This is a genomic window from Thermoanaerobacter sp. CM-CNRG TB177, assembly GCF_018588165.1.
Classification (GTDB): Bacteria; Bacillota; Thermoanaerobacteria; order Thermoanaerobacterales; family Thermoanaerobacteraceae; genus Thermoanaerobacter; species Thermoanaerobacter thermocopriae.
The window spans coordinates 1-23,534 of the sequence record NZ_JAFCAC010000106.1 but is presented as its reverse complement, the minus strand read 5'-3'; the positions used below and the strand labels follow the sequence as shown (position 1 = coordinate 23,534).

At 34.2% G+C, this 23,534-nt stretch carries 21 protein-coding genes and 3 pseudogenes; 18 read left to right on the top strand and 6 right to left on the bottom strand.

Annotation, left to right across the window (positions count from 1 at the left end; genetic code table 11):
• Positions 1–238, top strand: a pseudogene (locus I4N53_RS12200) (hypothetical protein); the annotation flags it as partial.
• A 205-nt stretch (positions 239–443) separates the two neighbouring features.
• On the opposite strand, the gene I4N53_RS12195 reads toward I4N53_RS12200, so the two are convergent.
• Positions 444–1,475 carry an IS6-like element ISTsp1 family transposase gene (locus tag I4N53_RS12195; RefSeq protein WP_214496362.1) on the bottom strand — a complete coding sequence of 344 codons (1,032 nt, stop codon included), beginning with the start codon at positions 1,473–1,475 and terminating at the stop codon, positions 444–446.
• Between the two features lie 99 nt (positions 1,476–1,574).
• Between I4N53_RS12195 and I4N53_RS12190 the strand changes: the two are divergent.
• The 11 genes and pseudogenes from I4N53_RS12190 to I4N53_RS12145 all read left to right on the top strand — a co-directional run.
• A pseudogene (locus tag I4N53_RS12190) lies at positions 1,575–2,282 on the top strand (LacI family DNA-binding transcriptional regulator); the annotation flags it as partial.
• A 452-nt stretch (positions 2,283–2,734) separates the two neighbouring features.
• Positions 2,735–3,748 carry a LacI family DNA-binding transcriptional regulator gene (locus I4N53_RS12185; RefSeq protein ID WP_214496361.1) on the top strand — a complete coding sequence of 338 codons (1,014 nt, stop codon included), beginning with the start codon at positions 2,735–2,737 and terminating at the stop codon, positions 3,746–3,748.
• Between the two features lie 305 nt (positions 3,749–4,053).
• The gene (locus tag I4N53_RS12180; RefSeq protein ID WP_214496360.1) at positions 4,054–5,808 is read left to right on the top strand and encodes an ABC transporter substrate-binding protein; all 1,755 of its coding nucleotides are present in this window, start codon (positions 4,054–4,056) and stop codon (positions 5,806–5,808) included.
• A gap of 17 nt (positions 5,809–5,825) precedes the next feature.
• Complete coding sequence (locus I4N53_RS12175; protein ID WP_006569235.1) at positions 5,826–6,818, top strand: ABC transporter permease; 993 nt, start codon at positions 5,826–5,828, stop codon at positions 6,816–6,818.
• Positions 6,815–7,657: an ABC transporter permease gene (locus I4N53_RS12170; protein ID WP_006569234.1), complete on the top strand. Its 843-nt coding sequence runs from the start codon at positions 6,815–6,817 to the stop codon at positions 7,655–7,657. Before I4N53_RS12175 ends, I4N53_RS12170 begins: the two co-directional genes overlap by 4 nt.
• A 5-nt stretch (positions 7,658–7,662) precedes the next feature.
• Positions 7,663–8,616, top strand: coding sequence for an ABC transporter ATP-binding protein (locus tag I4N53_RS12165; RefSeq protein WP_214496359.1), 954 nt, complete (start codon positions 7,663–7,665; stop codon positions 8,614–8,616).
• The gene (locus tag I4N53_RS12160; protein ID WP_214496358.1) at positions 8,613–9,551 is read left to right on the top strand and encodes an ABC transporter ATP-binding protein; all 939 of its coding nucleotides are present in this window, start codon (positions 8,613–8,615) and stop codon (positions 9,549–9,551) included. Before I4N53_RS12165 ends, I4N53_RS12160 begins: the two co-directional genes overlap by 4 nt.
• A gap of 54 nt (positions 9,552–9,605) precedes the next feature.
• Positions 9,606–10,625 carry a glycoside hydrolase family 130 protein gene (locus tag I4N53_RS12155; RefSeq protein WP_214496357.1) on the top strand — a complete coding sequence of 340 codons (1,020 nt, stop codon included), beginning with the start codon at positions 9,606–9,608 and terminating at the stop codon, positions 10,623–10,625.
• Positions 10,626–10,775: 150 nt separating this feature from the next.
• Positions 10,776–10,901 carry a hypothetical protein gene (locus I4N53_RS12530; RefSeq protein ID WP_255549832.1) on the top strand — a complete coding sequence of 42 codons (126 nt, stop codon included), beginning with the start codon at positions 10,776–10,778 and terminating at the stop codon, positions 10,899–10,901.
• Positions 10,902–11,001: 100 nt separating this feature from the next.
• A complete protein-coding gene (locus tag I4N53_RS12150) occupies positions 11,002–13,473 on the top strand; it encodes a glycoside hydrolase family 2 protein (RefSeq protein ID WP_214496356.1) in 2,472 nt (823 codons plus the stop codon).
• 49 nt (positions 13,474–13,522) lie between these two features.
• Positions 13,523–14,866 (top strand): GH1 family beta-glucosidase, encoded by a 1,344-nt coding sequence (locus I4N53_RS12145; RefSeq protein ID WP_214496355.1) that lies wholly within the window; start codon positions 13,523–13,525, stop codon positions 14,864–14,866.
• A 56-nt stretch (positions 14,867–14,922) separates the two neighbouring features.
• Here I4N53_RS12145 and I4N53_RS12140 read toward each other — a convergent pair whose 3' ends face one another.
• Genes I4N53_RS12140 through I4N53_RS12125 form a run of 4 tightly spaced genes read right to left on the bottom strand, consistent with a single transcriptional unit; the run spans position 14,923 to position 17,796 of the window.
• On the bottom strand, positions 14,923–15,717 hold the full coding sequence (locus I4N53_RS12140) for a metal ABC transporter permease (RefSeq protein WP_214496354.1): 795 nt from the start codon (positions 15,715–15,717) through the stop codon (positions 14,923–14,925).
• Positions 15,710–16,474, bottom strand: coding sequence for a metal ABC transporter ATP-binding protein (locus I4N53_RS12135; protein WP_214496353.1), 765 nt, complete (start codon positions 16,472–16,474; stop codon positions 15,710–15,712). The genes I4N53_RS12140 and I4N53_RS12135 overlap by 8 nt, the downstream gene beginning before the upstream one ends.
• A 6-nt stretch (positions 16,475–16,480) precedes the next feature.
• On the bottom strand, positions 16,481–17,362 hold the full coding sequence (locus I4N53_RS12130; protein WP_214496352.1) for a metal ABC transporter substrate-binding protein: 882 nt from the start codon (positions 17,360–17,362) through the stop codon (positions 16,481–16,483).
• Positions 17,363–17,367: 5 nt separating this feature from the next.
• Positions 17,368–17,796, bottom strand: a complete 429-nt coding sequence (locus I4N53_RS12125; RefSeq protein ID WP_013149781.1) for a Fur family transcriptional regulator — start codon at positions 17,794–17,796, stop codon at positions 17,368–17,370.
• A 322-nt stretch (positions 17,797–18,118) separates the two neighbouring features.
• On the opposite strand from I4N53_RS12125, the gene I4N53_RS12120 reads away from it, so the two are divergent.
• Positions 18,119–18,691: a LemA family protein gene (locus tag I4N53_RS12120; protein WP_013149782.1), complete on the top strand. Its 573-nt coding sequence runs from the start codon at positions 18,119–18,121 to the stop codon at positions 18,689–18,691.
• Between the two features lie 142 nt (positions 18,692–18,833).
• Here I4N53_RS12120 and I4N53_RS12115 read toward each other — a convergent pair whose 3' ends face one another.
• A complete protein-coding gene (locus I4N53_RS12115) occupies positions 18,834–19,718 on the bottom strand; it encodes a selenium metabolism-associated LysR family transcriptional regulator (RefSeq protein ID WP_214496364.1) in 885 nt (294 codons plus the stop codon).
• Positions 19,719–20,042: 324 nt separating this feature from the next.
• Between I4N53_RS12115 and asrA the strand changes: the two genes are divergently transcribed.
• The 5 genes and pseudogenes from asrA to I4N53_RS12085 all read left to right on the top strand — a co-directional run.
• A complete protein-coding gene (gene asrA / locus I4N53_RS12110) occupies positions 20,043–21,086 on the top strand; it encodes an anaerobic sulfite reductase subunit AsrA (RefSeq protein ID WP_214496351.1) in 1,044 nt (347 codons plus the stop codon).
• 31 nt (positions 21,087–21,117) lie between these two features.
• Positions 21,118–21,636, top strand: a pseudogene (locus I4N53_RS12105) (FAD-binding oxidoreductase); the annotation flags it as partial.
• A 494-nt stretch (positions 21,637–22,130) separates the two neighbouring features.
• Complete coding sequence (locus I4N53_RS12095; RefSeq protein WP_214496350.1) at positions 22,131–22,892, top strand: TatD family hydrolase; 762 nt, start codon at positions 22,131–22,133, stop codon at positions 22,890–22,892.
• Positions 22,893–22,978: 86 nt separating this feature from the next.
• On the top strand, positions 22,979–23,305 hold the full coding sequence (locus I4N53_RS12090; RefSeq protein ID WP_013149788.1) for a DUF2250 domain-containing protein: 327 nt from the start codon (positions 22,979–22,981) through the stop codon (positions 23,303–23,305).
• A gap of 79 nt (positions 23,306–23,384) precedes the next feature.
• Positions 23,385–23,534 (top strand): aminotransferase class V-fold PLP-dependent enzyme (locus tag I4N53_RS12085; RefSeq protein ID WP_214496363.1); only part of this gene is annotated, 150 nt, incomplete at its 3' end.

The window sequence follows — 23,534 nt, the reverse complement described above, 5'->3', positions numbered from 1 at the left end:
CTACTTTTTTATGAGATGTTTTTTATCCACCCCAACATTTATTATAGAACCAAAGAAAAATAGTGATATTCATAAGGTGTATGATAATGTTTACTTTGGGCCTTTTACGACGGCGGTTATTGATTTTGCGAATCAATTAGGCTATAACGTGCTTGTGATAACTGTTTACAAAACAAGAGATTACAAGAAAGTAAGAGAAGTCTTTTATAACAAGACTATAAACGGTGCGATTTGGCTTTGTAAAGTAAACATGAAAAAATAGCTTAATATTTCTTAGGATAGCTTTAAAATTTATCAAAAATCACCAAAAAGTAATCACAAACAGACTAAATAAGATGAGCAAATCAATTTCCAGATTATTACAAAAACAAAAAAGGGTATAACAAAGTACACCCTTGTCATTTCCAAGGATGGCCAGTTAGGAGATAAAGATTAGTTCAATTTCAAGCAACAAGAAGATACTTTTTCTTCTCTTTTGGAGAAAGACATAATCCAGCAACTTGAGCTGGTGTCAAGCCATTAAGAGAAGAATGGGGCCTTACAAAATTATAGAAGAACACAAACATGTAAATTAAATTATTTGCGGACTCAAAAGAGGCAAAACCTTGTTTAGTATTATACCAGGCTTTAAATTGATGATGGAAAGATTCTATCAAATTATTGGTGATGTCATCCTTAAAGCTTTCAACTCTAATATGTTTAACACTGTCACCGAACAAAGACTTAACAGGTACTTTGTAAGCACTATAGCGATCAGTTACGATAGCGGAAGGGGTTCCTAGGTTTCTAACAGAATTAAGCAAAGCAAAAGCTTGCCTGGAATCTCTGTAAGGGGAGAGGTGAAAGCCCAAGATAAAGCGGGTTTCAGAATCTATGACAAACCAAAGATAATATTTCTTACCAGCGATTTTAACAACAGTTTCATCGACATGCCATTCATCAGAATTAAGATTTAACATAGGAATAAGTTCTAAGGAAATATTATGGAACAAAGGAGCAAACTTTTTACACCAGTTACTAATGGTTGTATGAGAGACTTTTACATTAAAAACAGTTTTCAAAATCAGAGCAATATTTCTGAAAGAATTTTTACCAAGGAAGAACATAGACAAAGCAGATAGGATTATATGTACAGGATAACGGATACGTTTAAAATTGGTTTTACCAGAAAGTTTAGAGATAGAAGTTGAAGGTATAGCAGTAACTTTGGGGACGAAAAAGGAATGATTGCACTTTTTATCAGAACAACGATAGTTAGAGTAATACTCATAATCATGATGAAGGAAAGAAGACTTACCGCAAACGGGGCAGCGAGGATATTTAGATGTTTTTTTAGGAGATGGTTTATCAGGTGCAAATTGATGGTAGCATTTACGGCAAAGATATTTTTGATAACCATCTTTATTTTTGCCATATTTGTAAAACAAATGAGTATTATTGCATTTTGGACACTTTAATGGTACAATGTTTTGCATGAGGACTTCATCCTTTCTGGGAGGTATTTTGTTTTTCCTGCAAAACATTGTACCAGAAAGGATTGAAGTCCTCAACTTTCATTTAAGTTTACAAAACGTGCGATTTTTATTGGAGTAAAAAATGATGATCCAGATATAAAAAATTTAATTGAGGCTGGATTAAAGACTGCCGTAATTGATCAGGAAATTAAGGAAGATGAAGATGACGCTTTTAACAAAAGCATTATAGTGAACATGGATAATGTAAATGGTGCGTATGAAGCGACAAAATATCTAATCAATTTAGGGCATACGGAAATTGCTCATATAACAGGTGATATGGAAAAACTTTCTGGATTTGCAAGATTAGAAGGATATAAAAAAGCATTGAAAGAAGCGGGTATTCCTTTTAAAAGCAGCTTAGTTGTAAAAGGCGATTTTGTTGAAGAAAGTGGTTATAAAGCTGCATATAAATTATTTAAAAAGGCAAAGCCCACAGCGATTTTTGCTTCAAACGACCAGATGGCTATAGGAGCTATGCAGGCTTTAGAAGAGATGGGATATAAAGTGCCTGAAGATGTTTCTATAATCGGATTTGATGATATTACAATATCTCGTTATTTAAAACCTGCTTTGACGACCATGAGTGCATCTTTATTGCAAATGGCGGAATTGGCGGTAGAAAATTTGATTAAGTCTATTGAAGAAGAAATAGCTATTACAGCTAAATTTGTTGTTCCTGTAAAACTTGTAGAAAGAGAATCCTGTAAAAGAATTGAAATGCAAAGAGAAAAAATAAATGATAAATATGCACTAACTATGAAATAAAGGCGTTACGCCTTTATTTATGAATATTTGTGAACACGTGTTAAGTAATAATAAGAAAAATTATTTTAAAGTCTAAAAGTTTATTACTTTTTCGTTTGTGATAATGTTTGCTTTTGGTGATTTAATTAGTTTTACCATTTCACAAAAAATGGTAATCAATGGTGGATTCAAAACAAGATTTAATTTAAGGTACTTAATAAGTTTGTAACTCAAATATAATCTAAAGATAATCTAATATTAACTTAAAAATAAACATTAATTGGTCTTAGTATACGTTTTATTAAGAATAATAAATTCGAGAAACGAAAAATTTCAAGTTTCTATTGACATTACATGACGATTACATTATAATTACAAATAAAGTTATAAAAATGTTTAAAATAAACAGAGTAACTGTGTAATAAAATATTTAACAAAGTAACAAATCTCTATGATAGTATGGTGATAGTAAAATGGGAAAGGTAACTTTACAAGACATAGCTGAAGTAGTAGGTGTGTCAAAAAATACTGTATCTAAGGCTTTAAGAGGTTTGGATGGAGTAAGTGACGAAGTGAGGAAGAAGATTTTAAGTACAGCAACAAAAATGGGTTATCAGATTAAAAATTCTCACAAGATGCTGAATGTTGCTGTATTATGCAGAGAAGATTTTCTTGTTGAGTCAACATTTTGGGCGAATGTATTATTAGGTATTCAAAATGCTGCAAGAAGCAATAATATAGCTTTAAGTGTTACAGCTGTGGATATCGAAGGTGAAGAAAACCTGGATATTCCTTCAACTATAAATAAGGATTTAACGAATGGTATAGTTATAGTTGGAACTTTAAATAATAAATTTATTAAAAAGATCAAGGATTTAGAAATTCCGCTTGTTATAGTCGACCATTATAGTGAAGAAATAAACAGTGACTATATCAATTCGGCGAATGAAAAAGGGATTTATGATGCAATAAATTACTTAATTCAAAATGGGCATAAAAAAATAGGATTTATTGGTAATAACGAATGGTCATATAGTTTTAAAAAACGTTATCAAGCGTATATTATGTATATGGAAGAATTTAAGATACAAATCGACGACAAATTTGTGTGGCTTGATATAAATTTAAAAGGGCCAAATTTTTTAGAAGACATAGATTATTTTAAAAAGAAAATAAATGTAAATGATACTGATTTTCCAACCGCTTGGATATGTGCCAATGATAAAATTGCATTGGCATTTATGAGGTCTTTGTCTGAATTAAATATAAAAGTTCCTGAAGACGTTTCTGTGATTGGTTTTGATAATATTGAGATGGGATCAATTTCTTATCCTCCTTTAACTACTATAAATGTTCCTAAACAACAATTAGGCGTAAAAGCTATTCAACAACTTGTATATCGAATAAATAATCCAGAGAAAATATATGAGGATATTAGGTTAAACACGAATCTAATTGTTCGTGGTTCGGTAAAAAAAATTACGTAAAAAATTTTTAAAGTGAATAATAACGTGTTCATTAAAAACTTTATTTCTTTTGAAAATATTAGAATATAGTTTTTGTAGTGTTAAATAGTGATATGCGTGATATTAGAATGTAGAATATTAAAGAATCCATCAAATAATAAACACGTTTTTATAAATTTAATACAAAACCAATTTTACGATAGCCTAAAACAAGAGGCTGAGAGGCCTTTTGTTTTAAAAAATTCAAAGAAAGGGGGAATATGAGGAGTAAAATAAAATTTTTTAAAATAAAAGGAAACAACAAACCAAAAAGGGGGATTTTTAGGATGAGAAGGCTGTTAAGTCTATTATTAGTGTTAATGCTAATAATGGGCGCATTAGCAGGCTGTGGACAAAAGAGTCAAGAAACAAGCGATAAATCGAACCAGCAAAATGCAAATACACAGCAAGTTGCACAGGAGACAACATATCAAAGAAACGAAACAGTATACTTTGGAGGTGGATTATGGAGCCCGCCCAGCAACTGGAATCCGCTAACACCATGGAATGCTGTAACAGGTACAGTTGGATTAATCTATGAAACATTATTCAACTATGACCCGCTTAAAAACGAATTCATACCATGGCTAGCAGAGAAAGGTGAATGGACCTCTGATAATACTTATCAAATCACTTTAAGAGACGGGCTCACATGGCAAGATGGAAAACCTTTAACATCAGAGGACGTAAAATTTACCTTTGAAATAGCAAAACAATATTCTGAGATTTATTATAGCCCAATGTGGCAATGGTTGCAATCTATAGAGACACCGGACAACAAAACAGTAATATTTAAGTTCTCAACTGTAAACTATCATGAATGGACATATAACTTATGTCAAATACCTATTATTCCAAAGCATATATGGGCAGATAAGTCAAAAGATGATATGTTAAATGGTGCAAATGAAAAGGCCATAGGTTCAGGACCCTATTTATTTGACACTTATAGCAATGATCGTATGGTCTACAAGAGGAATGACAACTGGTGGGGCATAAAAGCAATGAATATGACCCCAGCACCAAAGAGAATAGTTTATTTAATTGTGCCTAGTAACAACGTTGCATTGGGAATGCTAATGAAAGGTGAATTAGATTTAAGTAACTTTTTCCTTCCAGGTATAAAGACTTTGAAAGCTAACTACGGTATAACGACTTTTTATGATAATCCGCCATATATGATTCCAGATAATACTGTGTTTATGGTTATCAATACCACTAAATCTCCATTAAACAATGTTGAATTAAGGCGAGCAATGGCATATGCAATCAATCCTAAGGTAATAGCAGAAAAAGTATATGAAAACCAAGTAGAACCAGCAAATCCATTAGGATTTGTACCGGCTAAGGCTTGGGAAGAATATTATGATAAAAATGTAGTTAATAAATATGGCTATACCTATGATCCAGAAAAAGCGAAATCAATTTTGGATGCAGCAGGATTTAAATTAGGAAGTGATGGAGTAAGGACAGCACCCGATGGAAAAAGATTTAAGTTAGAGATTAGTGTGCCATATGGTTGGACAGATTGGATGGAAGCAGCTAAGATAGTTGCAGATCAATTAAAGGCAGTAGGAATCGATGCAGAAGCTAAATTCCCAGATTATAGTAAATATTATGAGGATTTAACGAAAGGAACATTTGATTTATCATTTAACTCTGGCAGCCCAGTCACGTCAACTCCATGGACTTTGTATAATTGGCTATTTAACAAAGTTCAAGAAAACGGTCCTCAGAATAATGGAAACTTTGGGCGCTTTGATGTGCCAGGATTACAAGACTTAATAGCAAAATTTAACCAAACAAAGCTAGGAAGTCCAGAAGCTAAGCAAGCAGCTGCACAACTTGAAGAGATTTTCTTAAAGAATATGCCAGCTATACCACTTTGGTACAATGGTCTCTGGTTCCAAGCATCAAATGCAGCATGGGAGAATTGGCCAACAGAACATGACCCATATGCTTATCCAGTTACTTGGGGTGGCAGATGGCAAACAGGTGGGACAATGATGTTGATGAAGATAAAACCGAAAGCTTCGCAATAATAAATGGGGGTATATAAATGTTACGGTATTTAATAAAGAAGTTGTACATTTACATTTTGACTTTCTTTTTTGCAGTAACTATTGACTGGCTAATCCCCAGGTTTATGCCTGGGGACCCCATTCTTGTATTAGTTTCAAGATTTTCGGGGCTACCAGAGTCAGCAAAAGTAATGTATGGGTATCTAATCAAAGCTTTTGGCTTAGATCTACCTTTATGGAAACAATACCTTAACTTTTGGATAGCATTGTTTAAAGGTGATTTAGGAATTAGCATTTATATGTATCCTAAACCGGTTCTAGATGTTATAGCACAAGCTATACCTTACACATTAGTAGTGTTATTGCCATCAATTTTACTAAGTTGGATAGTAGGGAACTATATAGGAGCAGTAGCAGCGAGACACAGAAGCTTAGATTCCAGAATGTTGCCAATTTTTTATATAATTACATCTATACCATACATGTGGTTAGGAATACTATTAGCATGGGCATTAGGAGTTGTTCTTGGGATTTTCCCTATTGCAGGAGCTTATAGTTTTAGTATGAGACCGAATTGGTCATGGCAATTTGTAGTGGACTTTTTAAGACATTGGATATTGCCTTTCTTGTCTCTCTTTATAGTGCAAATTGGTGGTTGGGCGATAGGTATGAGAAATTTGATAATATATGAACTTGAAGCCAATTATTCAAGATATTTAGAAGCTTTAGGAGCATCAGAAGGGCTTATTAGAAGATATGCCTTTAAAAATGCTATACTTCCACAGATTACAGGTTTAGCGTTGCAATTAGGTACAATCGTAGCAGGGTCCATAGCAACAGAAGTAGTATTTTCTTATCCAGGAATGGGATATATGTTATTGCAAGGTATATTAAATCAGGATTATTTTTTGGTACAAGGAGTCTTCTTGTTTATAATCATAGGGGTATTACTTGCGAATTTCTTAGTTGATATACTCTACATGATTGTTGATCCAAGAATTAGACTAGGACTTGGAGGAGAAAATGTATGAAAGAGTTTATATATTTTGCGTTTAAAAACACGAAATTTAAGATAGGCTTGACAATATTACTATTTTTTCTGATATTGGCTATAATTGGACCTTATATTTCTTACTATAAAGACCCATTGGAGTATGTCAGTATGAGCAATCTTCCTCCAAGCAGAGAAAACTGGTTAGGGACAACAACCTTTGGGCAAGATGTCTTTACCCAGTTTGTATACGGACTTAGGTCGACATTTTTTATTGGGTTATTTGGAGGAGGACTTGCCACAATAATAGGGCTTTTAATTGGTTTTATAGCAGGATACAAAGGCGGATTATTAGACGACCTTTTAATGATGTTGACGAACATATTAATAGTAATACCTACATTAGCTTTACTCATAATCATAGCAGCCTATTTACCCTATAGAGGAATAGGGATACAAAGCGTGATAATAGGTTTGACAGCATGGCCATGGACAGCAAGAGCTGTACGCGCCCAAACACTTTCTTTAAGGTCAAGAGAGTTTGTGAATTTAGCTAAAATAACAGCATTGAGACCATTAAAAATAGTTTTAGAAGAAATAGCGCCAAACATGATGTCTTATGTAGTAATGGTATTTATATTGCAGTTTGCAGGAGCAATACTGGCGGCAGTGGGATTGGATTTTATAGGATTGGGACCAACAAGGGGAATTTCATTAGGCTTAATGATGCAGTACTCAGTATTATGGAACGCAATCCAACTAGGAATGTGGTGGTGGTTTGTTCCTCCAGGGTTGGCAATCACAATGATAGTCAGTTCCTTATATTTTCTCAATATAGGTCTTGACGAAATATTTAATCCAAGGCTGAGGGAGGAGTGACCAATTTGATACAAATAGAAAGATTACGAATTTATTACAAAACATTGCATGGTGATGCCAAAGCATTAGATGATGTAACTTTTACAATAAATGACAAAGAAATATTGGGTATAGCTGGAGAATCAGGCTGTGGTAAGTCAACCCTGGGTAATTCATTGATACTTTTAAAGCCGCCAATGAAATATGTATCAGGAGAGGTAAAGATTAACGGAGAAAAATTGCCAATAGACAATAATACTGAAATGAGGAGGTATCGCTATAAAAAAATTTCTCTTATTCCCCAATATGCTATGGATGCTTTAAATCCCACCCGCAAAATAGGGGGGATAATAAGGGACTTAGTGGGACAACACAAAATAAAATATGAGGAAATAGAAAAAAGGCTACATGAGCGTTTAAACATGGTAAAACTTTCAAAAGACATTCTTAATATGTATCCCTTTGAACTATCAGGTGGGATGAAACAAAGGTTAGTATTGGTAATATCAACTTTATTAAATCCAGACCTTTTAATAGCAGACGAAGTCACATCAGCCCTTGATGTATCTTCTCAGAAAGCAGTCTCACTGATGTTTAAAGAGTTTAGAGATAGGGAGATAGTAAACTCAATAATATTTATTACCCATGATATAGCAGTCTTATATCAAATAGCGGATAGGATAGTTATAATGTATGCAGGGAAAGTGGCGGAAATTGGTCCGACAGAAGAAATAATAGCGAATCCTTTGCATCCCTATACAAAAGCTCTGATTAAATCATTGCCTAATGCAGGAATACGTCATACAAAAGAAAAATTAGAGGGTATCCCTGGTCATCCTCCCAATCTCATAAATCCTCCAGCAGGATGTAGATTTAGAGATAGATGTCCATTTGCAGATGAAAACTGTTTAGAAGAGCCACCACTTAAAGAAATCAATAAAGGCCGCCTTGTGGCTTGTTGGAAGGTGAAGGATTTATGATCAAAGCAAAGAATCTTACAAAGGTTTTTAATTCAGGGTTTTTGTTTAGTAAAAACACAATAACAGCAGTAGATGAAGTAAATTTTGAAATAGGCAGGGGAGAAATTTTAGCTTTAGTAGGTGAAAGTGGCAGTGGAAAGTCTACAATAGGTAAAATGATGTTAAAATTGCTAAAACCAAGTGGTGGCCAAATTTTACTTGAGGACAAAGATATCTTTAGCATATCAAATAACAAAGAGTTTTACTCAAAAGTTCAAGGAATTTTTCAAGACCCATATTCCTCTTTTAATCCTATATTTAAAGTAAATAGAATATTTAAATTAGTAAGACAATCCTTTAAAAAAGAAGTGCCTGCATCAGAATGGAATGATAGAGTAGAAAATGTATTAAAGAAAATGGGACTGAATGCTGGAGATGTGTTAAACAAGTATATACACCAATTGAGTGGAGGACAGCTTCAAAGATTATTAATAGCAAGGGCGCTACTGATGGATGTAGAGGTGTTAGTAGCAGATGAAATTACCAGTATGTTAGATGCTTCAACTCGTGTAGATGTTTTAGAAGCATTGCTTAGCTTAAAAGAAATAGGAGCTGCTATAATGTTTATTACCCATGACCTTTCGCAGGCGTATTATATAAGCGATAAGATAGTGGTTTTGTATAGAGGGTCAGTTGTAGAGATGGGCTCAATAGAAAAAGTCTTTTCTAATCCCAGACATCCTTATACACAGATGCTATTAGACTCAATACCACAATTAGACAGAAAATGGGAAACTGACAGAATTGATATTGAAGATTCGGACAAAAAGCAGGCTATATGGAAAGAGGGATTATGCAAATATGTAGATAGATGTCCAATAGCAGATACAGGTTGCTTTAAACCTACACTTAAATTAGTAGAGGAAGACCACTATGTTGCTTGTGCGAAGCTGTGAATTAAAATTTAAAATTTGCTGCTGTAAAATGGAACGAAAGGAGCACTACCAAAAATGAATAAGGTGAAAATTATAGGGGAGTCACTTAAAAATATGCCTTGGGAGGATAAACCTCAAAATTATGAAGGGGTTGTTTGGCGGCATTCAAATAATCCTATAATTAATTGGAATCCTACTAAAAAGACTGCTAGAATTTTTAACAGTGCTGTTATACCATTTGAAGGGAAATTTGTAGGTATTTTTAGAGCTGATCATAAGGATGGTAAACCTCAACTTCATGTAGGTTGGAGCGAAGATGGCTTAAAATGGGAAATTGAAGATGAAGAAATACATTGGATAGATGAAGAGGGACACCCATATCAGCCTAATTATGCCTATGACCCTAGATTAGTGAAAATTGATGATACTTATTACATTATTTGGTGTACAGATTTTAGTGGTGCTGCTCTTGGATTGGGAATGACAAAAGACTTTAAAAAATTTATACGACTAGAAAATCCATTTTTGCCTTTTAATCGAAATGGAGTTTTGTTTCCTAGAAAAATTAACGGCAAGTATCTTTTACTAAGTAGACCCAGTGATAATGGACACACACCTTTTGGAGACATTTTTATAAGTGAAAGTTCGGACCTTGTATATTGGGGTAGGCACAGAAAGGTAATGTCAAGAGGCGGTTCAGGCTGGTGGCAATCAGTCAAAATCGGTGCAGGACCTATACCAATTGAAACAACAGAAGGATGGTTGTTGTTCTACCATGGTGTGACAGGAACATGCAATGGTTTTGTGTATTCAATGGGAGCAGCAATATTAGACAAAGATAATCCCGCTAAAGTTCTATATAGAAGTAAAAATTATTTATTGACACCAGAAATGGATTATGAAACCAAAGGCTTTGTTCCCAATGTTGTATTTCCTTGCGCTACAGTACAGGATGCTGAAACAGGAAGAATAGCTATATATTATGGTGCTGCAGACACTTATGTAGCTGTTGCATACACACAAGTGAATGAACTAGTTGAGTATATAAAAGAGAATTCTGACTTAGTAGAAGGAGATGATAGAGAATACAAATAAAAATAATCACATATAGAATATGGCAAGGAAATCGGCAAACCTGTAATTATAGAAAAATTTGGGATTTTAGACAAAGAAAAGAGATACAATGTTTACAAAGAGTGGCTTGATACTATTTATAAAAATGATGGAGCCGGTTTTAATGTTTGGATGTTAGCAAGTTATCAAAATGGGAAAAGTTTGTATCCTGATTACGATGGGTTTATTGTATATAATGACGGTTCATCAGTTGCAGAATTATTAAAAGAATATGCAAGAAAAATGAACAATAAATAAATTTTTATAAGTTTTGCAATTGAGTTTAGAGTAACTTTTCTAAGTTATTCATGGTAAGTAATATACTAAAAAATTAACAGGAATAAAGGGTGATTTAATTATGGAAAAACGTATTTCATTAAATGGAACATGGCATTTTAAAGAAGCATATTCTAGCGAGTGGTATGAAGGAGAAGTTCCAGGATGTGTCCAGCTAGATTTAATGAGACTTGGGGAAATAGATGATCCCTATTATCGAATGAATGAGGTAAAATTTCACAAATTAGAAGAGAAAGAATGGGTTTATAGAAAAGAATTTGACTTTGATGAAAAAGATAAAGATGAATTTGATGCAATAAAGCTAATTTTTGAGGGAATAGATACTTTTGCTGATATATATTTAAATGATATGCACTTGGGGAAAGCACAAAATATGTTTATGCTATATGAATTTGATGTTAAGGACATTATAAAGCATGGAAAAAACGTATTAGAAGTGCACTTTGATTCCATAACAAAAACTATAAAAGCTATGGAACAAACAAGTCCTGTAAATCTTGCCTGGTCAGGAGAAAGGGGGAGACCTTATGTAAGAAAGGCCCAATACTCTTTTGGCTGGGATTGGGGACCAAGGATAGTTCAAGTTGGTTTATGGAGAGGCGTATACTTGTCTTTAGTAAAATATGCAGAAATTAAAAATCCATATTTCTATACAGAAAAAATTGAACAAAACAAAGCTTATGTAGTATTAAGTGCAGAGATAGAAAAGTATATAAAGAAAGATCTTGAAGCTGAAATAGAGATAATACATAATGACACTTCATATGGGAAAAAGCGAGAAAAAGTTCAAAAGAACAAAATAAAAACCACAATGCTTATAAAAAATCCTAAATTGTGGTATCCAAATGGAATTGGAGAACAGCCACTTTATGATATAAGAATAAGACTTTTAGCGGGTGAAGAAATAATAGATGAGAGAAACTTTAGAAGTGGAATAAGAACTGTGAAGTTGATAAGAGAAAAGGATGAGGAAGGAGAAACTTTTATCTTTGAAATTAATGGAATAAAAGTTTTTGCAAAGGGAGCCAATTGGATACCAGCTGACAACCTATTACCCAGATTAACCAAGGAAGATTATTATGAATATATAAGACTTGCAAAAGATGCAAATATGAACATGTTAAGAATATGGGGAGGAGGGATATATGAAGATCCAGCATTTTATGATGCCTGTGATGAAATGGGCATAATGGTATGGCAGGATTTTATGTATGCCTGTGCTCAATACCCTGACCAATTTGAATGGTTTCAAGAATTGGCAAAAGAAGAAGCAGAAAAAGTCATATTAACTCTTAGAAATCATCCTTCAATTGTGTTGTGGTGTGGGAACAATGAAAACAATTGGGGATTTCATTCCTGGTGGAATAATAAAGATCCAAAATATTTGGGCAATTACATTTATAAAGAAATATTGCCTAAAGTGTGTGCCAGATTAGATCCATCGAGGCCTTATTGGGTATCAAGTCCTTATGGAGGAGAAGATCCAAATAGTGAATCAGAAGGAGATAGACATCAATGGAATGTATGGAGCGGATGGGTAGATTATGAAGAGTATACAAGAGATAGAGGAAGATTTTTAAGCGAATTTGGATTCCAATCAATGCCAGATTGGAAAACAGTGCTCTCCTATACAGCTCCTGAAGATAGAACAATACTGAGTCCAGTTGTGATTTCTCACAACAAAATGGTAGAAGGAATGGAAAGATTAATAAGATTTATGGTAGGACACTTAGGATTTCCTAAAGACCTTAAAAGCTTTGTTTACTTAAGTCAATTTAACCAAGCAGAGGCTATAAAGACAGGGGTAGAACATTGGAGGTCAAGAAAATTTAAGACAGGAGGGACACTGTACTGGCAGTTTAACGACTGTTGGCCTGTAGCAAGCTGGTCTTGTATTGATTATTACAAGAGGAAAAAAGCATTGTATCACTATTCAAAGAAATTTTATGCAGAGATTTTACCATATATAAAAAAAGAAGATGGGGGTATCACAATTTATGGAATAAGTGATTTAACTTGTGATGAAGAAGTAGATGTAGCTATAAAAGTTTTTAAACTAAACGGTGAAAAAATTGCAGAGAAACATTTAAAAACGAAATTAATAGCAAATGACGTTACAAAAATAGCTCATTACCAAATTGAGGAATTAAATATTGGATATCGTGCAAAGGAGATGCCCATAGCGATACCTGGCTGTACATTACCAATAGAGGAAAATGGAGAATTATTAAACAGCGTAATATATTTAGAAATAATCGCTAATAGGAAGACTTATGAGAATTATAAAGTATTTGATAGGTTTAGAAACTTGAACCTATTACAGCCAAGGATTTCTTATGAAATAGCGGAGAAAAAAATAGTTTTAGAAACAGATATTCCAGCATTTGGAGTTTTTATAGAGACTGATAATGATGTAGAGTTATCGGACAATTGTTTGAATATGATGCCAAACAAAAAATATGAAATAAAATGTTCACAAAATCCAGAGAATGTAAAGGTATTTGACATTACTCAATTAATAGCGAATATTTGAAGTAAATAAAATCCTTCACCAATTACCATTAGAGATAGGAGTGATAATATTGATAAAATTTCCAAAAGACTTTGTTTGGGGTGTAGCTACATCATCGTACCAAATTGAAGGAGCTGTGAATGAAGATGGAAGAACTCCTTCTATATGGGACACATTTTCAAAAACAGAAGGAAAAACATATCAAGGTCATACAGGAGATGTAGCTTGTGACCATTATCACCGTTATAAAGAAGATGTAGAGATAATGAAAGAAATAGGAGTAAAAGCTTATAGATTTTCAATAGCGTGGCCAAGAATTTTTCCAGAAGAAGGAAAATACAATTCAAAAGGGATAGACTTTTACAAGAGATTAGTAGACGAATTACTAAAGAAGGATATAATGCCAGTTGTAACAATTTACCATTGGGATTTACCCCAATGGGCGTACGAGAAAGGAGGGGGTTGGCTAAATAGGGACAGTGTAAAATGGTTTGCAGAATATGCAACAAAGCTATATGAAGAATTAGGGGATGTAATACCCTTATGGATAACCCATAACGAACCGTGGTGTGCATCAATATTAAGCTATGGGATAGGAGAACATGCGCCAGGACACAAAGATTACAGAGAAGCACTAATAGCAGCTCATCATATACTACTTTCCCATGGAGAAGCAGTAAAAGCCTTTAGAGAGATGAATATAAAAGGGAGTGAGGTTGGTATAACACTAAACTTAACCCCTGTATATCCTGCCAGCGAAAAAGAAGAAGACAAATTAGCAGCCCAATATGCTGACGGATTTTCTAACAGATGGTTTTTAGATCCAATATTCAAAGGCAATTATCCACAAGATATGATGGAATTATATAGTAAAATAATAGGAGAATTTGACTTTATAAAAGAAGGGGATTTAGAGACTATAAGTGTTCCGATAGATTTTCTTGGAGTCAATTATTATACAAGAAACATTATAAAATATAATGAAAATTCCATGTTAAAGGCAGAGAATGTGCCGGGTCCAGGAAAGAGGACAGAGATGGGATGGGAGATAAGCCCAGAGTCTTTGCATGACATTTTAAAGAGATTAGATAGAGAATATACAAAACTGCCCATATATATAACAGAAAATGGAGCAGCATGTAAAGACGAAGTAACAGAGGATGGACGAGTGCATGATTATGAAAGAATAGAATACATAAAAGAGCATTTAAAAGCGGCAGCAAAATTTATAGAAGAGGGAGGCAATTTAAAAGGATATTTTGTATGGTCGCTGATGGATAATTTTGAATGGGCCCATGGATATTCTAAAAGGTTTGGGATAGTTTATGTGGATTACAAAACACAAAAAAGGATATTAAAAGACAGTGCATTATGGTATAAAGGGGTAATACAGAGAAGTGTTATTGAAGAATAACAGTTAATGAAACAGGCTGTTAACAGAAAGTCTGTGTTAACAGCCTGTTTTAAGTTTTATCTTTTTTTCAAGGAGACAAGTCCCATTATTAAAAGCGAGACGAGAACTATACTTCCACCGGGGGATAAGTTTAAGTAAAAGGATATAGCTATTCCCGAAAATACAGATATAAAGGAAAAGAGTATTGCATAAAATATTGTCTGCTTAAAGTTTTGCGCGATTCTTAAACTTGCGGCAGCCGGTATTACCATTAGTGAAGATACTAAGAGTGCACCTACAATTCTCATGGCGAGGGCAACAGTTAAAGCTACCAGTATTGTAAAGAAGAAATTGATATAGCCTACGGGTATCCCTGAAATTTTTGCAGCTTCTTCATCGAAGGTGATGTACAATAATTCTTTGTACAGCAAAACGATTGAAGCCACTACAATGATACCGAGAGTTAAAATCAAAAAAACCTCAGTGTTTGTTACAGACACAATACTTCCAAACAGATAATTCATTATGTTGGCTGCGCCGCCACGAGATAAGCTTAAAAGGATTATGGCAATTGCCATTCCTGCAGACATTACTATGGCTATTGATATTTCTGAATACCTGAAATATGTCTTCCTCAGTCTTTCTATTCCAAAAGAAGCTAAAAGCACTACAATTATGGAACCTAATGTAGGATTTATTCCAAGTAAAATACCTGCTGCTACTCCTGCTAAAGCAACGTGAGAAAGAGTGTCTCCTATTTGTGAGAGCCGTCTTAGGACAAGAAAGCTACCTGTTAAAGGTGCAATTATTGAAATAATGCTTCCAGCTATAAATGCCCTTCTCATAAATTCATATGAAAAAATATCAATCATTGTTAACACTCCCGTTGTGATGATGTTTAGTAATTTTTACTGGATAGCCATATAATTCAGCCAAATCTCCTTCATCGAGGTCGACGGCTTCACATTTTTCATTTATTTTACCTTCACTCATGCATATTATCCGTGATACTTTATCAGTAATTGCCCAAACGTCATGAGTTACCATTACTATAGTTATACCTTTTTCTTTGTTTAATTTTTCAAGGATAGCGTATAAAGCCTTTTCAGACTTTGCATCAATTCCTGTTGTAGGCTCGTCCAAAAAAAGTATTTCTGGTTTTACAACTAAAGAGCGAGCTATGAATACCCTTTGTAGTTGTCCTCCCGATAGTCTTCCTATTAAACTGTGCTTATAATCGAGCATGTCTACAATTCTTAAAGCTTCATATACTTCTTCCCAATCTTTTTTAGAAAGTTTTTTAAATATTCCTTTCTTTGCATACAATCCCATTGAAACTACTTCTTCTACACTGGCAGGAAAAGAGGCATTAAAGGAATAAGACTTTTGGGGTACATAACTTATAAAAGACCTATTTTTTATATTTGTAAGTTTTACTCCGTCGTACAAAACTTCACCAGAGGTGGGAATAAGGTTTCCTACCATAATGTTGACTAAAGTGCTTTTTCCGGACCCGTTGGGCCCGATGATTGCAACAAATTCTCCTTTATTTATTTTTAAAGAGACATTATTTAATACTTTTTTGGTATCATAAGCAAAACTGACATTTTTAAGTTCAACGAAGTTCATTTTCACCTACTCCAATGCTTTTTTTAAATTTTCAAGGTTTTGTTTCATTAAAGAGATATAATCTTCTTTTTTCTTTATATCTTCTTTAGTAAGCCCTTCGATTGTGCTAAGAGGTAAAACTTGTGCTCCAGTTTCTTTTGCAATAGTTTGTATAGGTTTTGGAGATGTTAAAGGTTCTGTGAAAATGTACTTTATATTTTCATTTTTTATAAGATTTATAATCTCTGTCATCCTTGCAGGACTTACTTCTGCCTCTTCATTCATTCCCACAAGTGCTTCTTGTTTTAGCCCATAGTCTCTTGCTAAGTAATCAAAAGCGCTGTGGTACACGATAAAGATTTTATGCTTTGTCTGGGAAAGAGCGTCAGTGTACTCTTTATCAAGAGCTTCTAATGTAGTTTTTAGATTTTGATAATTTTTCTCAAAATAGTCTTTGTAAGCAGGGAAACTTTTTTGCAATGCTTCATTTATGTTTTTGGTCATTATCAAGCTTTCTTTTGGAGAAAGCCATATGTGAGGATTTGTTATACTGCCTTCAACAATTGGAGTTACGCCTTTTGATACCTCATAAAAGGCTACATTTGGGGCGTTGGCTTTTATTTTGTCAATCCAAGAGTCCATTCCCAAGCCTAAGTAAAGGATAGTCTTTGCCTTTGTCATAGAAGCCACGTCTTTTGTGGTAGGTTCCCAATCGTGAGGTTCGACTCCTGGCGGTATTATAGTTTTTACTGTTATTTTGTCACCGCCAATTTTTGAGGCAAGGTCATAGATTGGGTAAAAAGATGCGTATATTACAGGCTTTGAAGATTCTTCTGTTTTTGTACTACAAGAGGTTATACCTACAATTACAGCTATTATAAGCAGTATGGCCATTAAAAATTTTTTCATAAATTTTACCTCCTAAAGTGAGTTTTATCAGCCCTGCAGTTTTTGCAATAACCGACAATTTCTATTTTGTGGTCTACAATTTCAAAGTCTTTTATTTGGTTTATCCAAAGCTCGAGAGGGCATATATCCAGTTCAAAGATTTGGCCGCAGTTTAAACATTTCATAGTATGATTGTGTATTTCTTTTCGCATTACATACATAATATTATTGCCAATTGTCGTTTCATTTAAAATATTTATATCTTTCAAAAGGCTCAAATTACGATAAACTGTATCAATACTTACTTGAGGAAAGACTTCTTTTACCTTTTCATAGATTTCTCTCACAGAAAGATAGCCCTGCTGATTTAACATGATATCCAGTATTAACTCCCTTTGAGGAGTTAATTTGTAGTTGTGCTCTTTTAATTTTTTTACTGCCTCTTGCTTTCGCATTTTAATCACAACCTTTTATTAAATAAGAATTTTTTCTTAATTAAGATAATATTACAATTTAGCAAAAAAGTCAATAGGAAATTTAGATAAATTTAAGCGAAATGTTAATTTTTACATATATTATTGAAATTTCAGAAAATGTTTTCTGAAGAAGTTACCGATTTAATGATTTCAACCTTAATCACTTCAGGGCATTGTGCGACTTGACATTAAGATGCAAATTCGTGAGATTGAAAAACAAATTTAAATTACTTTGTTTGAATAAATCGTGTATAATAGTAATGTAATAAAAATTTATAAAAATAGTGAGAGGGGAATGACAGTGAAAAATCCGTTAATTATTACATTGATTGTTTTAGCTGTAATAGCTGTATTAGTATTTGGGACAATTTATGGGATTTATAACCAGTTAGTGGCGTTGGATGAAAATGTCAATAGTAAATGGAGTCAGATTGATAATCAGCTTCAGAGAAGGGCAGATTTGATTCCTAATTTAGTAGAAACTGTTAAAGGATATGCAGCACATGAGAAAGAAATTTTTGATAGTGTAAATAAAGCAAGAGAAAAACTTTTAAGTGCTAATACTGTTGCTGAAAAAGCGGCTTCAAATGATGAGCTAAATACAGCGTTGGGAAGGCTTCTTGCTATTGCAGAAAATTATCCAAATTTAAAAGCAGATGCAAACTTCAGGCAGTTAAGCGACGAACTAGCAGGAACTGAAAACAGAATTGCTGTTGCGAGAATGGACTATAACAATGCTGTACAGGCTTATAACACCAAAATAAGGTCTTTTCCTGCTTCTATCATTGCTAATATGTTTGGCTTTAAAGAGAGAGAATATTTTAAAGCAGATGAAGCAGCAAAAACTGTGCCTAAAGTAGATTTTTCCAAGTAAGCATTCAATAAATTAAAATAGCCTTTGCGAAAATGGTTAATGTTTTACTTTGTCTCTGCTTTTTGTGGAGGTCATATTGCTAAAAGGTTGAAGCTGATGGGTACATTTTACTTGGTGTAGCTACAAGTTGCACTTCGCAGCGCTACCTTATGCTGCAATTATAAAGGTGTTTTATAAACTCTTCGAACAGATTCGACTTGAACTTATCTTTATGATAAATGATGCTAAACTTCCTTTTAAACCTTATATTTTCAATGTCAACTTTTAGGAGCCTACCGCCTCTTATTTCCTTTTTTACAGCCAGCCTGGATATGACTGAAACGCCTATATTGGCTTCAACGGCCTTTTTTATGGCCTCCGTATTATTAAGAACGTATTTTATTCTGTACTTCACGTTATTTCTCGCCATGGCCTCCTCAAAGACCTCCCTCGTTCCACTTCCCTTTTCTCGCATGATTATATCCTCATTTTCAATCTCTGCGGGACTGATGTTTTTTTTCTTTGCCCACCTGTGGCTTTTTGAACATACAAGATATAGCTCATCGTCTATATAGGGTGTTACAACAATGTCCCTTGAATGAACTGGACCTTCGACAATGCCAAGGTCTATAGAATTGTCAAGTATCAGCTTTTCTATCTCTGCTGTATTGCCAATTGTAAAATAGACGTCGATATTGAACTTTTTTCTGAACTCGCCAATTATCTCAGGGAGCAGGTAAATTCCCACCGTTGTACTGGTTCCTACTCTCAGTCTTCCCATTCTCATGTTCCTCACATCATCAAGAGTACACTCTGCTTCCTTGACAAGATTGAGTATTCGCTTTCCGTAGCTATACAGGATTTCTCCAGCATACGTGAGGCTAAGCTTCCTGCCTATCCTGTCAAAAAGTCTGACCTGGAGTTCTCCCTCCATCTGCGATATGGCCTGGCTGATGGCAGGCTGTGACATATAAAGTTTTTTTGCGGCAGCAGACATGCTCTTTAATTCGCAAACGGTTACGAAAATCTCTATATCCCTGAGGGTCACAACGATCACCTCATATAACCATAGAATTATCATTTTCATAATATCATAATACTTTACTAATGAAAAGATAAAAAACTCGGTGTTCTTAAGCTTTCTAAAGTCTTGTATGCTGTTGACCTTATATAAATTATTATTATCGTTGATATAACTATTTATTATTAGACTAAAATTTTTGTGAGTGTTATACTTATATCAAAGAAAGTTAATTATTTAACATGAAAATATATATTCATTCTTGGTTATGCTTTATTAAGCGTGGAAGGTTAATTATTTAATGAAGATATTATAAAGAATATTAAATGCCATATAAAGAGGAGGAAGAAGATGAGTTATTGTGTAAGCATTAAAAGGATGAATGAAATTTTAAAAGCATTGCAAAAAGAGTATAAGATATATGCTCCTGTGCGCTTTGAAAAACGGGGTCGTTATTCAGACACTGATTTGATTCGATATGCAGAAATTAACTCAATTGAGGATGTAGTCTACGATGAAAAATCAGATTTTTCACCAAAAGAAGTAATATATCCGATTACCCAGGCGCTATTCTACTTTACCGAATATGAATATATGGAAAGCAAGATAGATGACAAAAAGATTCTGATATTTGCACGTCCCTGTGATATAAATGGCTTTAGACGACTTGATACTATCTTTCTCAAAAATGGGGGAACAGAAGATATTTACTACAAGCGTTTACGGGAAAAAGTAAAGTTTATTTTAATGGAATGCAAAGAAGGAGGTTGGGATAGTTGCTTCTGCGTCTCAATGGGTTCCAATAAAACCGACGACTACAGTTTAGCAGTTAGGTTTAGCAATGATAACATATTGGTAGAAATAAAAGACGATGAATTTACCAATTTATTTGCCGATGAAAGAGAAGTAGAATTTACCCCTGAATTTGTTACCTCTAACCCGACAGAAGTTAACATCCCGGAAATTGATAGCCATGAATTATTAGAAAAAATTTACGATCTCGATATGTGGAAAAGTTATAATTCAAGATGTATAAGTTGTGGAGCCTGTACCGCTGTATGCATAACCTGCAGCTGTTTTACCACGTTAGATGTAACATACACTGAGAACGGAAAAGTCGGTGAGAGGAGAAGGGTTCAGGCCAGCTGTATGCACGAAGATTTCACGACAATGGCAGGTGGATTAAGTTTCAGAAAAACTGCGGGAGAGCGGATGAGATTCAGAACTCTGCATAAAATTTATGACTATAAACTTCGTTTTAAAGACGAACACATGTGTGTAGGATGCGGGCGATGTGATGAAAGATGTCCTGAACTAATATCTTTTCCTGCTACAATTAATCGCCTGTATGATGAAGTGGAAAAACTCAAAAAAGCGGAGACAACTAAAGAATAAGTAAACAGCATCAATTGAGGAGGTAAAGTAAATGAGTGAAAATATAATGCGTCCAACTCCCCATAAAATAATCGATATTATACGCGAAACAGGAAATGAATATACTTTCAGGATAGAAACCAATGCAAAGGTAAAACATGGACAATTCTTTCAGGTTTCTTTACCTAAGGTAGGAGAAGCTCCCATATCGGTAAGTGCGATGGGAGATGGCTGGGTAGAGCTCACCATACGGAAAGTGGGAAAGGTCACCAATGAAATATTTAATTTAAAACCCGGTGATAAGATATTTATGCGAGGCCCTTATGGTAATTCATTCCCTGTAGATGATTTTAAGGGTAAGGATCTAGTTGTCATCGCCGGTGGTACTGGGGTTTCTCCTGTCAGAAGCCTTTTGAAGTATTTTTATGAACATCCAGATGAAATACACTCTCTGTATTTCATTGCGGGATTTAAGGACGAAGAGAGTATACTGTTCAAAGAGGATTTAAATAATTTTAGAAGCAGGTTTAATACAATTTATACTCTTGATAAAGATAAGATAGAAGGCTTTTCTGCTTATGTTATGAACAACAAACCTGAGTACATTCATGGTGGACACCTTATTGACAGAGTGGGATATAACAAATTTAAAGAAATGATATTAAAAGATGTCAAACTAAACCCAGAAGCTATGGTAGCTGAAAGAGTATTATGGACAGAAACCGAATACAGGTCTAATTTTAATGTAAAACCCGTAACCCAACGTTAATGTTAAAGGAGAAACAGTAAGGAATATACGCCATACTATTTGTACACAGTTAGATATAAACATAAATAATATCCATCTTTTGAATAATCTAAAGTCTATGGGCTACTACCATTGTAGTATGCCCTTTATTAACACCTTCAGTACTTTTGTAGCTGTTTTTTCGGGACTGAATCTGAAAACGGAAGCGGTTTTATTAAGCAGAGGAGTATCAGTTATGGATGATAAAGCTGATTTATTAAAAAGAAGTTTTTTATAACTTGAAGTGGTTTCTAGAATAAGGCAGGTGAATAAGATTGATGAAGGAAATTGTAGATTCTCATGTACATGTTTCATTACTTCCCTTCGAAGGATGGGAGAGCATGGCATTGGCCGGAGTAAAGAAAATTATTGGCTGTTCCCTATTTTTTGGGGCAAAACATGCAGAAACACTCTTTGATCATTTCCATCAGATGTTAACTCTTTCTATGAGTAATGCTGCTAAAAATGGTATTAAACTTTATGTTACCATTGGCATTCATCCCATGGGAATACCCGACGACTGGTCCAGGGTAATCGATGCTCTTCCATCCTACCTTAAAATGAGTGGTGTCATTGGTCTTGGTGAGATCGGGTTGCATGAGGGAAACAAGCGGGAAGAGGAGGTTCTCCGCGAGCAATTGAAGATTGCTAAGGAATACAGGGTTCCAGTAATTATTCATACTCCGCCACAGAATAGAGTGGAAATTACCGAAAAAATAATTGAGATTGCTACTAATGTAGGAATGGAACCCGGAAAAATGATAATAGACCATGCTAATTTAGATATTATTGACTTAATCGAAGACTTTGGGGCTGTGCCTGGCCTTACAATTCACCAGGAGGGGTTTACTTCTCAACTATTGCTTAATCATCTGGAACGTTACCAACGTGGTGTACTAAATAGCGATTACAGCAATCTAAAACCTAATGATCCACTGAGCGTACCCAAAACTGTACGGTATCTAGAATTGAACGGAGCTTCCCCGGAAGTCATTGCTCGAATTGCTAGATACAATGCTGAAAAAGTTTTTGGCATATAAACGCTCAGTAATATGATTTATTACTAAGTCATAGTATTTAAAAATCAACTACTTAGTAGTAAATCAATAATGAAGGAGAGAAAAGTATGCCAGTAAACAATGACCAAGAGGAATTTCTTGATTTAACTATCCTTGCCTACCTCAAAAAGCTTGGTCCAGAATATGCAAAGTTTCTGGCGAGGCGCTTAGGTTTATCTTTGGAAGAAAGCAGAAAGCGACTTCAAAGTTTGGAAGAGAGAGGGCTAATCAAGCGTGTGGAAAGAAGAATAGTAAAATATTACCACCGACAACGAAAAAGTGTTAAGCATCGCAATCACACATATTATGAGCTCACCAGAGAAGGAGAACTTTTTCTAAGGCAGGCTAGGAAGAAAATTGATATTAATTTGGACATCAAATATCCTAACAGGTGAAATAAATCAAAAGGCGTTAAAATAATCTGGTTTCGCAATAAATAACCTAGAAGGGTCATATATGGAGGAGGATTTTAAAGTGAAATATGTTGATATAGAAAAGATTAAAAAAGACTTTCCCATATTAAATGTTAAACCTCATGGGAAAAAGCTTATTTATCTTGACAATGCTGCTACAACTCAAAAGCCAATTAGCGTTATAAAAGCTATGGATAAATATTATGAAGAG

Excerpts from the sequence above, each read along its gene's own strand:
- asrA (WP_214496351.1), top strand. The coding sequence starts at position 20,043 with ATGAGTTATTGTGTAAGCATTAAAAGGATGAATGAAATTTTAAAAGCA.
- I4N53_RS12095 (WP_214496350.1), top strand. The coding sequence starts at position 22,131 with ATGAAGGAAATTGTAGATTCTCATGTACATGTTTCATTACTTCCCTTC.
- I4N53_RS12530 (WP_255549832.1), top strand. The coding sequence starts at position 10,776 with ATGTTAGCAAGTTATCAAAATGGGAAAAGTTTGTATCCTGATTACGAT.
- I4N53_RS12170 (WP_006569234.1), top strand. The coding sequence starts at position 6,815 with ATGAAAGAGTTTATATATTTTGCGTTTAAAAACACGAAATTTAAGATA.
- I4N53_RS12140 (WP_214496354.1), bottom strand. The coding sequence starts at position 15,717 with ATGATTGATATTTTTTCATATGAATTTATGAGAAGGGCATTTATAGCT.
- I4N53_RS12160 (WP_214496358.1), top strand. The coding sequence starts at position 8,613 with ATGATCAAAGCAAAGAATCTTACAAAGGTTTTTAATTCAGGGTTTTTG.
- I4N53_RS12180 (WP_214496360.1), top strand. The coding sequence starts at position 4,054 with ATGAGAAGGCTGTTAAGTCTATTATTAGTGTTAATGCTAATAATGGGC.
- I4N53_RS12090 (WP_013149788.1), top strand. The coding sequence starts at position 22,979 with ATGCCAGTAAACAATGACCAAGAGGAATTTCTTGATTTAACTATCCTT.
- I4N53_RS12125 (WP_013149781.1), bottom strand. The coding sequence starts at position 17,796 with ATGCGAAAGCAAGAGGCAGTAAAAAAATTAAAAGAGCACAACTACAAA.
- I4N53_RS12155 (WP_214496357.1), top strand. The coding sequence starts at position 9,606 with ATGAATAAGGTGAAAATTATAGGGGAGTCACTTAAAAATATGCCTTGG.
- I4N53_RS12195 (WP_214496362.1), bottom strand. The coding sequence starts at position 1,475 with ATGCAAAACATTGTACCATTAAAGTGTCCAAAATGCAATAATACTCAT.
- I4N53_RS12130 (WP_214496352.1), bottom strand. The coding sequence starts at position 17,362 with ATGAAAAAATTTTTAATGGCCATACTGCTTATAATAGCTGTAATTGTA.
- I4N53_RS12150 (WP_214496356.1), top strand. The coding sequence starts at position 11,002 with ATGGAAAAACGTATTTCATTAAATGGAACATGGCATTTTAAAGAAGCA.
- I4N53_RS12135 (WP_214496353.1), bottom strand. The coding sequence starts at position 16,474 with ATGAACTTCGTTGAACTTAAAAATGTCAGTTTTGCTTATGATACCAAA.
- I4N53_RS12185 (WP_214496361.1), top strand. The coding sequence starts at position 2,735 with ATGGGAAAGGTAACTTTACAAGACATAGCTGAAGTAGTAGGTGTGTCA.
- I4N53_RS12175 (WP_006569235.1), top strand. The coding sequence starts at position 5,826 with ATGTTACGGTATTTAATAAAGAAGTTGTACATTTACATTTTGACTTTC.